Here is a 14,539-nt window from a genome sequence, read left to right on the forward strand (position 1 = left end):
AACGCCCTTTGGTTCCATTATAGCCCTCGCAAACCCTGCCATTCTCGTGACCTGCGGCCTGCAAAGCGCACCCCACTTGGTTTACAATGCGCGCCGTTTACGACCCGCCATGAGACCCTGCCAATGCCTGCTTGCCAGACGCCCCTGATCGTCGCCTTGGATTTCCCTACCCGTGAAGCTGCCCTGCAGTTGGCCGACCAGCTCGACCCTGCACTGTGCCGGGTAAAGGTTGGCAAGGAACTGTTCACCAGCAGCGCTTCGGGTATCGTCGAGACGTTGTGCGCCAAGGGCTTCGAGGTGTTCCTCGATCTCAAATTCCATGACATCCCTAATACCACGGCGATGGCAGTCAAGGCCGCCGCCGAGATGGGCGTGTGGATGGTCAACGTGCACTGCTCGGGCGGTCTGCGCATGATGGCGGCGTGCCGCGATGTGCTGGATAAGCGTAGTGGGCCGCAGCCGTTGCTGATCGGTGTGACCGTGCTGACCAGCATGGAACGTGAGGACCTGGCCGGTATTGGTCTGGATATCGAGCCACAGGAGCAAGTGCTGCGTCTGGCGGCATTGGCAGAGAAGGCCGGTATGGACGGGCTGGTCTGCTCGGCGTTGGAAGCCACTGCACTGAAAGCGGCCCATCCGTCGCTGCAACTGGTCACCCCGGGGATTCGTCCTGCCGGCAGCGCACAAGACGATCAGCGCCGCATTCTCACCCCGCGCCAAGCACTGGATGCTGGGTCTGATTACCTGGTTATTGGTCGCCCGATCAGCCAAGCGGCCGATCCCGCCCAGGCACTTGCGGCAGTTGTTGCCGAGATTCGCGGCTGAATAAAGCCCTGCACAGCCCCCCGGTAGATGAGTTTTATTTCATAGTCTCCGGGGGGAACTACGACCAGCGCCTGAACTCCGTGCCGTTTTTTCTGTCAGAATTATCCGAAAATCCGGATTGAGGCAGACACTTTGACGGCTACATCGGGCGGTACTGAGACTTCTAAGCCAGTCATTGGTGACTTTGCTGATGTGCGCAACATCGCCAAGGGCTCGGTCATCATCATGGCCTCGGGCAGCTCCGCCAAGGACTTCCCGCTGGAGCGCTTCGCCGGTGTGCCGGTAATCACCATGAACGGCGCCATCTCGATGTTCGCCGACACGGCGATCAAGCCGTTCTTCTATATCTGCACCGACACCAGCTTCCCCAAGCAGCAGCCCGAGTTATTCTCCCAGGCGTTGAGCAGCAGCCAGCATGTAGCCTTGTGGTCGGAGCAGATCGCCGAGGTGGCCGGTACTTGCTCTGCCAAACTGTATCCGCTGCAGAAAGCCGCCGGATTTTCCTTGAAACAGTCGATGTCGCAAGGCCAGTCCGCGTGCGTGCGCCCTCGTTTTGCTTGGAATGCGCGTGCACGCTCGATCGGTTTCAGCAAGGACCTCAGTGAAGGCTTTTTCGATGCGCGCACAGTGGCATATGCGGCGTTGCAGCTCGCTTATCATCTGGGCTTCAGCAAGGTATTCCTGGTCGGGGTGGACTTGAACCAGGCCGCTGGACGCTTCTATGAAACAGCCGATTCTGCCAAGTCGCCCTGTGGGCTTGATCAGCATTATGAAGGGCGGGTATTGCCGTCACTCAAGCTGATGGCCGAGAGGGTGGTGGACGAGCGTTTTGCCGTGTTCAACCTGTCTGCAGCGTCACGCATCCCGGCTTCGGTGATCCCAAAGATCACTGTCGAGCAAGCGCATTTGATGGTTTTCCGCAAGGGTGGTGCCAGGCCAAGGTCGCTCAGCGCTGAGCATCCCCAGCAGCAGCTGATGGCGGGGTAACGCCCAGAGGCGCTTCGCCCGCCATCCAGTGGCTACTTGATCAGACCTTCAACACCAACTTGCCAAAGTTCTCGCCGTTGAACAGCTTGAGCAGGGTTTCCGGGAAGGTCTCCAGCCCCTCGACCACATGCTCTTTGCTCTTGAGCTTGCCGCTGGCCATCCAGCCGGCGATCTCTTGTGCGGCCTTGCCATACTCCTTGGCGTGGTCCATCACCACAAAGCCTTCCATCCGCGCACGGTTGACCAGCAACGACAGGTAGTTGGCCGGGCCTTTGACCGCTTCCTTGTTGTTGTACTGGCTGATAGCGCCACAGATGACCACGCGGGCCTTGAAGTTCAGGCGGCTGAGCACGGCATCGAGGATGTCGCCGCCGACGTTGTCGAAGTACACGTCGACACCTTTCGGGCATTCACGCTTGAGACCGGCCAGCACGTCTTCGGCCTTGTAGTCGATGACACCGTCAAAACCGAGTTCATCCTGCAGGTATTGGCACTTGTCCTTGCCACCGGCGATGCCGACTACACGGCAGCCTTTGAGCTTGGCGATCTGGCCGGCGATGCTGCCAACCGCGCCGGCAGCGCCGGAGATGACTACGGTTTCGCCTTCTTTCGGTTGGCCGACGTCGAGCAGGGCGAAGTAGGCGGTCATGCCGGTCATGCCCAGTGCCGACAGGTAACGGGGCAGGGGGGCGAGATTGGGGTCGATCTTGTGCAGGCCCTGCGGCTCGCCGGTGAAGTAGTCCTGGATGCCAAGGGCGCCGCTGACGTGGTCGCCGGGCTTGAAGTCAGGGTGTTTGGAGGCAGTTACTTCGCCGACGCCGAGGGCCCGCATGACCTGGCCAATGCCCACCGGCGGGATGTAGGACTTGCCTTCGTTCATCCAGCCGCGCATGGCCGGGTCGAGCGAGAGGTACAGGTTGCGGACCTGGATCTGACCCTCGGCAGGCTCGGCGGCGGGCCCTTGCTCAAAGCTGAAGTCTTCGCGGGTGACGGCGCCGACAGGGCGTTTGGCGAGCAGGAAGCGGCGGTTGGTCTGGGTCATGGGGACTCTCACTGAAAAAAGGACACTACCTTTGATAGAGGTACGGGGAGCCGCTGGCAAGGCTTGTGCGCGGGGCGAATGGCCGGTGATCCATCAGGGTGATGGCCGGTATCGGCCCCGCTGCAACCTGTGCGCGTGGCTCAACCGCGCAGGCTGGCCTTGAATGCCAGTTGCGCGGGCGCGCTGGTGAGGATCGAATAGCGCGTGGTACGAGAGACCTTGTCAGTCAGAAAGCGTTCGAAGACGGGCTCGAATACCGCTCTGTTCAAGTGCGGTTGAGTGGCTGCGAGGTACGCCTCGCTGTACGCGCGGTAGTCGTCCAGTGCGACAAAACGCTTGATCCAGAAGTGATAGAAGTAGCCCATCAGAAAGCCCAGGCTGAAGTCCGGGTCGATCACTGTGTGCGCACAGCACTCGAAATCGATCAGGCGCAGCTCGCCGCTCGGGCTGATGAGGATGTTCTTCGGGTGCGGGTCCATGTGCACGAAGCCATCGGCAAGCATCTGGCTGAACAGCGCGAACACCTGCGGCAGCAGTGTGGTCGCCGCCTCGGGCTGGGCGCTGAGGCGCTCATCGACGTTGCTGTGGTCGTCGAGAAACTCGATCAGCAGGTACTCGTCGCGCAGGAATGGGAAGCGCGCCTGGTAACCAAAGGCGGCTACCCTGGGCACCAGTTGCGACTTGCTGCCGGCCACCGAGAGGTTGATGAACTCGTTGGTCAGGTCGTGCAGGCCGTAGCTCTTTTTCAGGCCCAGATAGTTCTGCAGGCGCTTTTTCCAGTGCTGCAGGCGGTTGTGCTTGAGCACCCATTTGCGTTCGCCGTGCAGCAGGTAAACGCCGCGGGTGGCTTCGGGGATATCGAGCGTCTGGTGTTGCTCGGGCGCTGCCAGAAACGCCGTGATCGCAGAGGCCAGTGGTTGGCTCTGACTCGGATCGAGATGAAAGGTGTTGCCCTGAATACGCTGGCGCGTGAAAGCGCCAGTCAGGTGCTTGAGGTGACGCATGGAGTGCTCCGACAAACAAGTCTGAAAACGCTGCTCAGCAGCCGGCCACCTGGCCTCTAAGGAAGATCTCGCGACGATCCAGGCGCCCGATGTGCTCATGCTTGGCGTATTCATAAACCCGGCGGAAGGCGGCCTTATCAATCTCCGGGGCAAAGTTGTTCAGCGCAATGTCCACCCACGCGTCGTACTTGGCTTCGGTGATGTAACGGTAGATTTCCCGCAGGTAGAGAAAAGCAAACTGGAAGCCGAGGGTTTCACTGGCGAATGCACTGGGCACGAAGAAGCTGTTTTCCAGGTCGATGGCTACGGGTGCACCTTCCTGGCTGTCGCAGAGCATGACGTTGCCGGCCCACAAGTCCATGTGGGTGATGCCTTGCTTGTGCAGGCTGAACATCAGTTCGGTCGAGGCATCGAGCACACGGTAGACGCTGCTGGGGTCTTGCTGCAGCACGCTGAGGCCATCGCTGTAGCCCTGCAGCAGGCGGGTGATGACGAACAGGTCCTGCACCAGCCCAAGCCGGGAGCGGGTGTAGCCAAAGCCCACCAGCTCGGGCACCGGGGCGCCGCGTTGATGGGCCTTGTAGGTATTGATGATTTCTTCGACGGCCCAGTCATAGGTGCCATCACTGCGCGCCGCGCCGCGCTGCACACGCCACTTTTTCTTCAGGCTGTCGAGCTGTTCGCGCTTGGCGAACAGCTGGCTGCGCTCACAGTCCAGCGGTGCACTGATGCGCTTGGCGCCGGGCACGCGGGCGCGCTCGACCAGGCGTTCAAGGGCCGTACGGGTGTGCTCTGCCAGTGGCGTCTGGAAGTGCAGCGTGGTCCGGCGATGCTTGAGAGTGTAGGGGTACTCTTTTGGCCAGGTACTTGGGTCCGGTGACACACTGCATCCTTGCTGAATAGATCGGTTTTACAAACATTCACACTATTTTCACATTTCTTTCAGATTTGTCCTATAGGCACTGTGCTCTTTTTTGGATCCAAGACGATGGCTGTGTTGCCGAGCCAGCGCGACGGCGATAGCGACACTGCCCGCCAGCAATGCCATGCCGAACAGCATCAACGCCATGCGCATGCCCAGCCAGTCGCCGATCAAGCCGGTAACGATCACCGGCAAACTGAAGCCGACATAGGCCAACAAAAAGAACCCAGCAGTGGCGCGGGTCTTTTCTTCGCTGGCCAGTTCATTCACCGCCGCCAGCCCGCCCAGGTAGATAAAGCCGTAACAGGCGCTGCTGGCGGCGACGGCGCCGAGCAGCACTGCCAGCAGCGCGCCGCGTTCTGCGCCCCAGGCCAGCAGCGCATAGCTGCAGGGCAGGATGGCCAGCCCGAGCAGCACCGCCGTGGCACTTGGCAGGCGCTTGGCCAAGGGCTGAAACAGCACACCGCAGCTGATCACGCAGAACGTGGAAAACCCTGACCAGGCGCTCAAATCATGCTGACGCAGTACTGCCGGCAGCAGCCCGGTGACCAGCCCGACGCAGGCCCAGGCGAGCAGAATGGCGCAGCCATAGACCAGGCTGCCGGGCGGGTAGCAAGGCAGGCGCAGCATGGCCGCGCGTGCTGCCTGGCGTGGCTCCGGCAGGCGCCAGACCAGTATCAGCGCGAGCGCGGCCAGCAGCATGTGCAGATAAAAGCTGGCCGGGCTCAGGCTGGGCCCGCGTAGCAGGCACAGGCTGGTCAGCGCAGCGCCCAGGCCAAAGCCCAGTGAGGTGCTGGCAGTGACCCAACTGGCGGCGCTGCTGCTGCGCTCGGCAGGCAGCAGTTCGCTCATGTACACCGTAGCGGTAGCCGAGGCGAGGCCGGTGCCGATACCCAGCAGCAGCCGCGCGACACCAATGCTGTACAGGCTGGGTAGGCTGAGCGCGAGTAGGGTGGCAATGATCGACAAGCTCAACGCGGCGATGATCATCGGCCGCCGGCCAATCCGGTCGGCAAGCCCGCCCAGAGCCAGCAGCACCGGCAGCACGCCCAGCACATAGGCGGAAAACGCCACGGCGGTAGCCGTCGCGCCCAGCCCGGAGAGGTCGGCATAGGTGGTGTAGAGCGGCGCCTGCAGGTTGACTGCAAGGGTGATGATGCACAGGGCGAAGGCGAGCAGGGCGGGGGCGTGGCGGTCGCGCATTGACGCAGGTCCTTGATTGAACGGGTACTGGCTGCAGGCTGCGCTTGCTGTGGGCGCGCAACAAGGCACAGCGGGCAGCCATTTATGCTTAACTGTTCGCATAAAAATCGCGAACAGTTGATCTATGCACCTCACCCTCGATCGCCTCAGCGCCGTGTCGCTGGTTCAGCAACTCACCACCCAGCTGCAAGCGTGGGTCGAGCAGCAACGCCTGCGTCCGGGCGCGCGGCTGCCGTCGATCCGGGCTTTGGCGAAAACCCACGGGGTCAGCGCCGCCTGTGTGATCGAGGCCTACGATCGGCTGGTGGCCAGCGGTTGGCTGGAGGCGCGCCACGGCACCGGCTTTTTCGTCGCCGAGCGCAAGGCCGGGCTGCCTGAGCAGGACGCAGCGCTGTGGGGCGAGACGGTCGATGGTAAGTGGCGGCAGTTCGATGAAGGCCAGGAGGCACTGCTCAAGCTCGGCTGCGGCTGGTTGCCGTCGGCCTGGCGCGCCGCAGATGAACTGGCCCAGGCCATTCGCCAGGTCAGCCGTGGCAACCCGGCCGACCTGTTCGACTACGCGCCGCCGCTCGGCCTGGCCAGCCTGCGCGAGCAGTTGCACAAGCGTCTGGAACGGCTGGATATCGCCGCAGGCACCGAGCGCATTGTCACCACCCACGGCGCCAGTCAGGCGCTCGACCTGCTGGTGCGCGCGTTGCTGCGTCCGGGCGATACGGTGCTGGTGGAAAACCCAGGGTACTACAACCTGTTCAACCTGCTGCGCAGCCACCAGGTAAACATGCTTGCCGTGCCGCGTACCGTCCATGGGCCGGATCTGGACGCGCTGCAGCGCCTGCTGGTCGAGCACCGGCCGCGCTGCCTGTTCATCAACAGCCTGTATCACAACCCGACCGGCACCAGCCTCACGCCCAAGATCGCCTACCGCCTGTTGGAACTGGCCCGCGAGCATGACCTGCGGATCATCGAAGACGACATCTATGCCGACTTTCAGGAAGGCCCGGCGACACGGCTGGCGACCCTCGACAGTGAGCAGCGGGTAATCTATCTGGCGAGCTTTTCCAAGACCTTGAGCAGTTCGCTGCGGGTCGGCTATGTGGTCGCCGATGCAGCGTTGATCGCGCGCCTGGCCGAGTTGAAGATGGTCAGCGGCATCGGCACTTCGCGGTTTGCCGAGCAGGTGCTGGCGCAGATGCTGGCCAACGGCAGTTATCGCAAGAGCACCCAGCGTCTGCGTGTGCGTCTGGGTCAGCACAGGGCCAGGCTGTTGGCTCAGCTCGAGGCATATGGCTGGCAGGTGTTCGCCGAGCCCAATGGCGGCATGTTCGTCTGGTTGCGGGCGCCCGGGCACGATTTTGCCAGCCTCGAGCGCCTGGCGCTGGCGCATTCGGTGCTGCTCACGCCGGGTGCTGCGTTCAATTATCAGGGGTACAGCAGCGACTGGCTGCGGATCAATGTCGCCTATGCTCAGGACGTGCGCGCCCAGGGGTTCCTGCGCGCGGCGGGTGAGGCCAAAGGCGACCTCGATCATGCTCCGGGCGACATCACATAGCTATTTGACACTATTGTGGCGTCAATCCCTTGTGAGGGGGCTGGCGGCGTTGTCACTCTTGGCCTTCGCAACCGGGGGATGAGCAATGACGGCGAGCAAGCACGGTGTTCTGGCCAACCTGGGCATGGCCCGCAAACTCGGCCTGGGCTTTGCCCTGGTGCTGCTGCTGACCTTGGCGGTGGCGGCGATTGGCGTGGCTTCGCTGTACAGCGTCAGCCAGCGCTTCGACAGCCTGCGGCAGATGACTCAGTTCAACAGCGACCTGCTGCGCCTGCGCCAGCATGAGCAGGGTTTTGCCTTGCGTTCCGACAGCGAGGAGGCCGACAAACTGCGCAGCGGCCTGCAAAATCTTCTTGAGCGAGCCCGCGGCGTGCCCCAGTTGAGCGCCACCGAAGCGGATCTGAGCGCCTATGGCCAGGCGTTCGACGCCTTTGTCGAGGCGGTGCAGGCCAAGGAGCTGGCGCTGGACACGGCCAGTTGGTCGGTCTCAAGCGTGGCCAACAACCTCGACGTGCTCCAGGCCGGCCTGGCTGATGACGGCGCCTACACCCTGAAACAATCCCAGGGCCAGCAAGGCAGCGAGTTCCTCGATCAGGCCACGCAGGTGGCAGCCGTCTCGCGCCTGATGCTGCAGGCGATGGACGAGGCCCGTGTGCGCCTGGAGCAAAGCCGCAAAGGCGAGGAGGTCAACAGTGGCCGCATCGCCCAGACCGTCGAGGCGGCCAGCCTGGTCGAGCAACTCAGAAGCGCAGTTGCCGACAGCGGCTATCAAGGTGTGCTCGCTGAGGTCGCCGGGCATATCGCCAGCTTTGCCGACAAGCTCAATGAATACACCGACCTGCTTGCGCAAGAGCAGGGCATCAAGGCGCAGTTGCAGGCGCGCGCCAACCAGGCCACCAGCGCGGTCGACCAGGCCTACGCCAGCCAGGAGCAGGCCATGCACAGCGAGCTCAAGCGCAACGGCGTGGCGATTGCCATTGCCACCGCGCTGGCGCTGCTGGTCGGCATGCTGGCGGCCTGGTTGATCACCCGGGCGATCGTCGGCCCGTTGCAGCGAGTCATCGGTCGCGCCCAGCGGATCGCCGCCGGTGACCTGGCCGGCGAGGCTGAGCCGCCGCGCCGCGATGAGGTCGGTCAACTGCTGCTGGCGATGCAGCAGATGGCGGCGGGCTTGAGTGGCATTGTCAGCGGCCTGCAACAGGGTATCGAGCAATTGGCCGGCAGCGCCCAGTCGTTGTCGGCGGTCACCGAACAGACCAATCGTGAAGTTGGCAGCCAGCAGCAGGAGACCGAGCAGGTCGCCACCGCCATGCAGCAGATGAGCGCGACCGTGCACGATGTCGCGCGTAATGCCGAACAGGCGGCGCAGGCGGCCGAAGTCGCCGACGGCAAGGTCGACTCGGGCCAGCAGGTGGTGCGTCAGAGCCTGCAGCGCATCGAGCAGCTGGCCGTGGCGGCAGAAGCGGCCAGCGCCGGCATCGACAGTTTGAGTGCCGAGATTCATACCATTGGCGATGTGCTTGAAGTGATCAAGAGCGTTGCTGGGCAAACCAACCTGCTGGCGCTGAATGCCGCCATCGAGGCGGCGCGGGCGGGCGAGCAGGGTCGCGGTTTTGCGGTAGTCGCGGATGAGGTGCGGGCGTTGGCCAAGCGTACGCAACAATCCACCGAGCATATTGAGCGCTTGGTCGCCAGTCTGCGCGGCAATGCCGAGCAGTCGGTGGCGCAGATTCGTGGCAGTACCGAGCTGGTGCGCCTGGCGGTTGCCGACACCTTGCAGACTGAAAGCGCCCTGGCCAGCATCGCGGTGGCGGTGTCACAGATCCAGCAGATGAACCAGCAGATTGCCGCTGCCGCCGAGCAGCAGAGCTCGGTCAGTGACGAGATCAGCCGCAGCGTCACGCAGATCCGCGGCAGCGCCGATCAGGCCGCGCTGGCGATGCAGGGCAATGCCCGTTCCAGTGTCGAGCTGGCCCAGTTGGGCGATGAGCTCAAGGGGATGGTTGGGCATTTCCGTTTGTAGGTTCTCCTGAATGGCTTGAGATCGTCGGGGCCGCTTTGCGACCCTTCGCGGGTAAACCCGCTCCCACAGAGTATTGCATTGCCCGAGAGCGGCAGGGCTCCGCGAACCTTGTGGGAGCGGGCTTGCCCGCGAAGGGCTGCGCAGCAGCCCCAGCATTGCTGACCGGCATTCAAGAAGACAGGCCGTATCAAGCCCTGCGCGGGTTGAGGATCAGCAGGGTAATCACCCCGGCAACAATCCCCCAGAACGCCGAGCCGATCGAGAACAGGCTCAGCCCCGAGGCGGTGACCATGAAGGTGATCAACGCCGCCTCGCGCTCACGTGGCTCGCTCATGGCCACGCTCAGGCCGTTCATGATCGAGCCAAACAACGCCAGTGCCGCAATCGACAGCACCAGCTCTTTGGGCAGGGCGGCAAATAGCGCGGCCAGGGTCGCGCCAAATACCCCGGCAATGCCGTAGAAAATCCCGCACCAGACTGCCGCGGTGTAGCGCTTGTTCGGGTCTTCATGGGCATGCGGGCCGGTGCAGATTGCCGCACTGATGGCCGCCAGATTGACCCCATGCGAGCCGAACGGCGCCAGCAGCAGTGAGGCGAACCCGGTGGCGGTGATTAGCGGCGAGGCCGGCACTTGGTATCCGTCGGCGCGCAGCACGGCCACGCCGGGCATGTTCTGCGAGGTCATCGCCACCACAAACAGCGGGATACCGATGCTGATGGTTGCTGCCAGCGAGAAGCTTGGAGTGGTCCACACCGGTGTAGCCACCTGCAGGTTGAAGTGGCTGAAGTCGAGCAGGCCCAACGCCCCCGACAACGCCGTGCCGACCACCAGCGCAGCCAGCACGCAGTAGCGCGGCGACAGGCGCTTGACCAGCAGATAGCTGAAGAACATGCCCAGCACCAGCAGGGTACGGTGTTGTGCGGCGACGAAGATCTCGCTGCCGATCTTGAACAGGATGCCTGCCAGCAACGCCGAGGCCAGCGATGCCGGGATGCGCTTGACCAGGCGCTCGAAGCTGCCGGTCAGGCCGCAGATCAGCACCAGCACCGCGCAGGTGATGTAGGCGCCGATGGCTTCGCCGTAGCTGACGCCGCCGAGGCTGGTGATCAACAGCGCGGCGCCCGGGGTCGACCAGGCCACGGTGATCGGTGTGCGGTAGCGCAGCGACAAACCGATGCTGCAGATCGCCATGCCGATCGACAGCGCCCAGATCCACGATGAGATCTGCGCGGTGGTCAGCCCGGCCGCCTGGCCGGCCTGGAACATCAGCACCAGCGAGCTGGTGTAGCCCGTAAGCATGGCGATGAAGCCGGCGACCACCGCGGAGGGGGAGCTGTCTGCCAAGGGCCGCAGGCGCGCTGAGGTGGCATCGGTCATGGTGCTGTCCTTGTACATGTAAGTATTTTTTGCAGGCTAACGCGGCCAAGCTTGATCCTTGCCATACAGCGACCATTGCTTTTAGCCGTACAGTCGCCAACTATTGGCCCACGGTCGACAACTGCGCAGAGGGGAAGGGGCGATGTACAAGGTTTACGGCGATTACAAATCGGGCAACTGCTACAAGGTCAAGCTGATGCTGAACCTGCTCGGGCATGAATTTGAATGGCACCCGGTGGACATTCTCAAAGGCGAGACCGAAACCCCGGAGTTTCTCGCCAAGAACCCTAACGGCAAGGTGCCGGTGCTCGAGCTTGAAGACGGCACCTGCCTGTGGGAGTCGAACGCGATTCTCAACTTCCTCGCCGATGGCAGCGAGTTCCTGCCGACCGAGCCGCGCCTGCGAACGCAAGTGTTGCAGTGGCAGTTCTTCGAGCAGTACAGCCATGAGCCGTACATCGCCGTGGCGCGGTTCATTCAGTACTACCTGGGCCTGCCGGATGACCGCCTGGAAGAATACAAAGGCTTGCACAAGGGCGGCTACAAGGCGCTCAAGGTGATGAACAAGCAGCTGGAGATGACCCCATACCTGGTCGGCGAGCAGTATTCGATTGCCGATGTGGCGCTGTATGCCTACACCCACGTGGCGCATCAGGGCGGCTTTGACCTGGCTGGCTACCCTGCGGTGCGCGAGTGGCTGGCGCGGGTGGCCGAGCATCCTCGGCATGTGCCGATGGGGGAGTGAGGGCAGCGTAGATCGGGGCTGCGAACCAGCCCCGGCAGCCTCAGACTGTACCGAAGCGCTGATCCAGATAGGCAATGATCGCCTTGGACTCATACATCCAGGTCACTTCCCCGGCTTCTTCGATGCGCAGGCACGGTACTTTGACTCGGCCGCCGCCTTCGAGCAGCGCCTGGCGATGCTGCGGGTCGTTCTTGGCATCACGCAGCGCCACCGGCACGTTCAACCGATGCAGGTTACGCCGGGTCTTCACGCAGAATGGGCAGGCATGAAACTGGTACAAAGCCAGGCCCTTGGCCTGCTGCTCGACCGCAGCCTGGGCAGCGGCATTGCGCTTGCGCTTGGCTGGGCGGCTGATCAAGTCACCGAACACGATAAGCTGGCCGAGGCCGACCCGCAGGGCTTTGACGATCATGGGCAACTCCTGAACAAATAAAAAACCGACCCATCAGGGTCGGTTCGGGATCACCAGCCGATCACTTGATCAGGCTGAGAAACTCGCTGCGAGTCGCGGCATTGGCGCGGAACTCACCGAGCATGACCGAAGTGATCATGCTCGAATTCTGCTTTTCGACGCCGCGCATCATCATGCACATGTGCTTGGCCTCGATAACCACGGCCACGCCGGCAGCGCCAGTGACCTTCTCGATCGCCTCGGCGATCTGGCGGCTGAGGTTTTCCTGGATCTGCAGGCGGCGGGCGTACATGTCGACGATCCGCGCGACCTTGGACAGGCCGATCACTTTACCCTTGGGCAGGTAGGCTACATGCGCCTTGCCAATGAACGGCAGCATGTGGTGTTCACACATCGAATACAGCTCGATGTCCCGCACCAACACCATCTCGCTGTTGTCGGAGGTGAACAGCGCGCCGTTGGTGACCTCTTCCAGGGTCTGTTGATAACCGCGGCAAAGGTACTGCATGGCCTTTGCGGCCCGCTTTGGCGTGTCGAGCAGGCCTTCGCGGGAGACGTCCTCGCCAATCTGGCTGAGGATCTCGGTGTAGTTCTGTTCCAGGGACATGGATCTACCTGTGGGAGTAAACGCAAATACGCAAGGGTACGGCGGCAACGACGGCGCTGCAAGCGCGGCGTTATTCGTCGCGGCCGTCGAGCATGGTTCGTTTCAGAATCACGTATACCGCGCCAGTGCCGCCGTGGCGCGCCTGGCATGAGGTGAAGCCGAGTACCTGGGGGTGTTGGCGCAGCCAAGTATTGACGTGACTCTTGATCATCGGCCGCTTGCCGTCCAGGCGCGCCGCCTTGCCGTGGGTCACACGCACGCAGCGCACTTCCAGCTTGGTGGCTTCGGCGAGAAACGCCCAGAGGATCTCGCGGGCTTTCTCGACGCTCATGCCGTGCAAGTCGATGCTGCCTTCAAAGGCGATCTGGCCGAGCTTGAGCTTGCGCAGCTGGCTTTCCTGCACGCCATCGCGGCGCCATGACAGCTCGTCTTCGGCGGCTACGTCAATGACGAACTGGTCAGACATGCCGTCAACCACCAGCGGCTGATCACTGCGTACCGTGGCGGACTGGCGCAGGCCGGCCAGCTGCTTGCGGTCAGGCTTGGCTTTGCCGACCTCGGCGCGGTCATGCTTGATCGGCTTTACGCCGCGCACTTCGGCATGGAACAGGGAAAAGTCATCGTCTTGCATGCAGGCCTCCACGTGGGCCGGGGAGTTTACGCGAGTCTGCGGATCAGCGGGAGGCAGCAGGGGCCAGCTTTGCTGGTCTTTCGCGACACGAGGCCGCTCCTACAGGGGCCGCGTCCACCCAGCCTGACGCGGTCGCTGTAGGAGCGGCCTTGTGTCGCGAAAGGGGCGCAAAGCGGCCCCGAGGAACGTCAGTCGTGCTTCTTCATCAAGTGCGGGGCAATGTTCAATTCACGGCCACGGCGCAACCTAATCCGGCTGCGCCGCCACAACCAAACCCCCAGCCACAGCAACAACACGCCGCCACCCAGCACGGTCGCTGCCAGCGGCCGGTTGGCATTCAAATCCGCCAGCGCTGCATAGTTGCCCAGCAAACCGGCAAACCCGGCCATCATCAACAGGATGCCCAAGGTCGCGATCAGCACAGACAGGCCAGCGCCCAACCGCGCCGTCCAGTTGCGCGGCGGGCGCGAGCGCAGGCGCTTGGCGTCGAAACTGTCAGAAAGCTTCATTGCGGATTTCCTCTGCGCTATCGGCCATTCGACCCACCTGCAGTCACCCGGTTCCGCCCGCCCGGCAGGCGCCTAACCGTGCTCAGACCAGGCTGGCAGTCGGTGCAACACAGGCAAAGTTGTCGGCCATCACGGCCATTTCGCCCTGGTGAATCTGTGCCGCTGGAATGACCGTGTCCTTGAACGCCAGATCGCGCGTGGCGGAGGCATCTTCGACCAGCGTGCAACGATAACCATAGTCCTTGGCGCGGCGCACCGTGGTGCTGACGCTGGAATGGCTCATGAAGCCGCACACGATCAGGTCCAGATGGCCCTTGTTCTGCAGGGTTTCGTGCAGTGAGGTGTTCTTGAAGGCATTGGGCATGCGCTTTTCGATGACGATCTCGTCACCGCGTGGCTCCAGGCCTTCGATGAACTCGCCGCGCGGGCCTTGTGGATCGAACAGGCCGCCAACGGTGCCCAGGTGGCGCACATGGATGATCGGCCGGCCAGCCTTGCGCGCCGCGTCGAGCAACCTGGCGATGTTGGCCACGGCCTCGTCCATGCCCGACAGTTGCAGGGGACCACTGAGGTACTCCTTCTGCGCATCGATGATGATCAGGCTGGCGTTGCCCAGCTTGGCCGGCGGATAGTCGCGGCCGCTGAGGCGGAACATCGTGGTTGGAACAGACATCAAGGGCTCCTTGAGCAGGGCTTTTGTCG

The 14,539-nt window shown here is 63.0% G+C and carries 15 protein-coding genes and 1 pseudogene; 6 read left to right on the forward strand and 10 right to left on the reverse strand.

The features are described from left to right. Positions 1 to 123 precede the first annotated feature (123 nt). Both pyrF and ACIOAU_RS11680 read left to right on the forward strand, forming a co-directional pair. Positions 124 to 825 carry an orotidine-5'-phosphate decarboxylase gene (gene pyrF / locus ACIOAU_RS11675; protein WP_103438183.1) on the forward strand — a complete coding sequence of 234 codons (702 nt, stop codon included), beginning with the start codon at positions 124 to 126 and terminating at the stop codon, positions 823 to 825. Positions 826 to 1,050: 225 nt separating this feature from the next. Next, a complete protein-coding gene (locus ACIOAU_RS11680) occupies positions 1,051 to 1,812 on the forward strand; it encodes a lipopolysaccharide biosynthesis protein (protein WP_401182538.1) in 762 nt (253 codons plus the stop codon). 40 nt (positions 1,813 to 1,852) lie between these two features. On the opposite strand, the gene ACIOAU_RS11685 is transcribed toward ACIOAU_RS11680, so the two are convergent. From ACIOAU_RS11685 to ACIOAU_RS11700, 4 genes are all read right to left on the reverse strand, one after another. Beyond that, positions 1,853 to 2,854, reverse strand: a complete 1,002-nt coding sequence (locus ACIOAU_RS11685; protein WP_188036518.1) for an NADP-dependent oxidoreductase — start codon at positions 2,852 to 2,854, stop codon at positions 1,853 to 1,855. 140 nt (positions 2,855 to 2,994) lie between these two features. Beyond that, the gene (locus ACIOAU_RS11690) at positions 2,995 to 3,858 is read right to left on the reverse strand and encodes a lipopolysaccharide kinase InaA family protein (RefSeq protein ID WP_401182083.1); all 864 of its coding nucleotides are present in this window, start codon (positions 3,856 to 3,858) and stop codon (positions 2,995 to 2,997) included. Between the two features lie 34 nt (positions 3,859 to 3,892). Continuing rightward, positions 3,893 to 4,741 (reverse strand): lipopolysaccharide kinase InaA family protein, encoded by an 849-nt coding sequence (locus ACIOAU_RS11695; protein WP_401182086.1) that lies wholly within the window; start codon positions 4,739 to 4,741, stop codon positions 3,893 to 3,895. Between the two features lie 48 nt (positions 4,742 to 4,789). Continuing rightward, positions 4,790 to 5,983 carry an MFS transporter gene (locus tag ACIOAU_RS11700; protein WP_401182089.1) on the reverse strand — a complete coding sequence of 398 codons (1,194 nt, stop codon included), beginning with the start codon at positions 5,981 to 5,983 and terminating at the stop codon, positions 4,790 to 4,792. Positions 5,984 to 6,107: 124 nt separating this feature from the next. Between ACIOAU_RS11700 and ACIOAU_RS11705 the strand changes: the two genes are divergently transcribed. The 3 genes and pseudogenes from ACIOAU_RS11705 to ACIOAU_RS11715 all read left to right on the forward strand — a co-directional run bounded on the left by ACIOAU_RS11705 (position 6,108) and on the right by ACIOAU_RS11715 (position 9,555). Further along, positions 6,108 to 7,532 carry a PLP-dependent aminotransferase family protein gene (locus ACIOAU_RS11705; protein WP_401182092.1) on the forward strand — a complete coding sequence of 475 codons (1,425 nt, stop codon included), beginning with the start codon at positions 6,108 to 6,110 and terminating at the stop codon, positions 7,530 to 7,532. Between the two features lie 1,006 nt (positions 7,533 to 8,538). Further along, positions 8,539 to 8,694, forward strand: a pseudogene (locus ACIOAU_RS11710) (HAMP domain-containing protein); the annotation flags it as partial. After that, complete coding sequence (locus ACIOAU_RS11715; protein WP_375140281.1) at positions 8,692 to 9,555, forward strand: methyl-accepting chemotaxis protein; 864 nt, start codon at positions 8,692 to 8,694, stop codon at positions 9,553 to 9,555. The pseudogene ACIOAU_RS11710 and the gene ACIOAU_RS11715, both read left to right, overlap by 3 nt. A gap of 187 nt (positions 9,556 to 9,742) precedes the next feature. On the opposite strand, the gene ACIOAU_RS11720 is transcribed toward ACIOAU_RS11715, so the two are convergent. After that, a complete protein-coding gene (locus tag ACIOAU_RS11720) occupies positions 9,743 to 10,933 on the reverse strand; it encodes a benzoate/H(+) symporter BenE family transporter (RefSeq protein WP_150571375.1) in 1,191 nt (396 codons plus the stop codon). Between the two features lie 142 nt (positions 10,934 to 11,075). Here ACIOAU_RS11720 and ACIOAU_RS11725 point away from each other — a divergent pair, with 142 nt between their 5' ends. Then, entirely contained in the window at positions 11,076 to 11,678 is a 603-nt protein-coding gene (locus ACIOAU_RS11725) for a glutathione S-transferase family protein (protein ID WP_207073721.1), read from the forward strand. A gap of 40 nt (positions 11,679 to 11,718) precedes the next feature. Here the strand turns inward: ACIOAU_RS11725 and ACIOAU_RS11730 are convergent, their stop codons facing one another. From ACIOAU_RS11730 to ACIOAU_RS11750, 5 genes are all read right to left on the reverse strand, one after another. Further along, positions 11,719 to 12,090 (reverse strand): glutaredoxin, encoded by a 372-nt coding sequence (locus ACIOAU_RS11730; protein WP_188036511.1) that lies wholly within the window; start codon positions 12,088 to 12,090, stop codon positions 11,719 to 11,721. A 61-nt stretch (positions 12,091 to 12,151) separates the two neighbouring features. After that, positions 12,152 to 12,697, reverse strand: coding sequence for a GTP cyclohydrolase I FolE (gene folE, locus ACIOAU_RS11735; protein ID WP_101321602.1), 546 nt, complete (start codon positions 12,695 to 12,697; stop codon positions 12,152 to 12,154). A 70-nt stretch (positions 12,698 to 12,767) separates the two neighbouring features. Beyond that, positions 12,768 to 13,328 carry a Smr/MutS family protein gene (locus ACIOAU_RS11740; RefSeq protein ID WP_101321601.1) on the reverse strand — a complete coding sequence of 187 codons (561 nt, stop codon included), beginning with the start codon at positions 13,326 to 13,328 and terminating at the stop codon, positions 12,768 to 12,770. A gap of 188 nt (positions 13,329 to 13,516) precedes the next feature. Beyond that, positions 13,517 to 13,837: a hypothetical protein gene (locus ACIOAU_RS11745; protein ID WP_101321600.1), complete on the reverse strand. Its 321-nt coding sequence runs from the start codon at positions 13,835 to 13,837 to the stop codon at positions 13,517 to 13,519. Positions 13,838 to 13,919: 82 nt separating this feature from the next. Further along, entirely contained in the window at positions 13,920 to 14,510 is a 591-nt protein-coding gene (locus ACIOAU_RS11750) for a cysteine hydrolase family protein (RefSeq protein WP_101321599.1), read from the reverse strand. Between the last annotated feature and the right edge of the window lie 29 nt (positions 14,511 to 14,539).

It is taken from the genome of Pseudomonas sp. NPDC088322 (genome assembly GCF_044740745.1).
GTDB lineage: Bacteria > Pseudomonadota > Gammaproteobacteria > Pseudomonadales > Pseudomonadaceae > Aquipseudomonas > Aquipseudomonas shirazensis.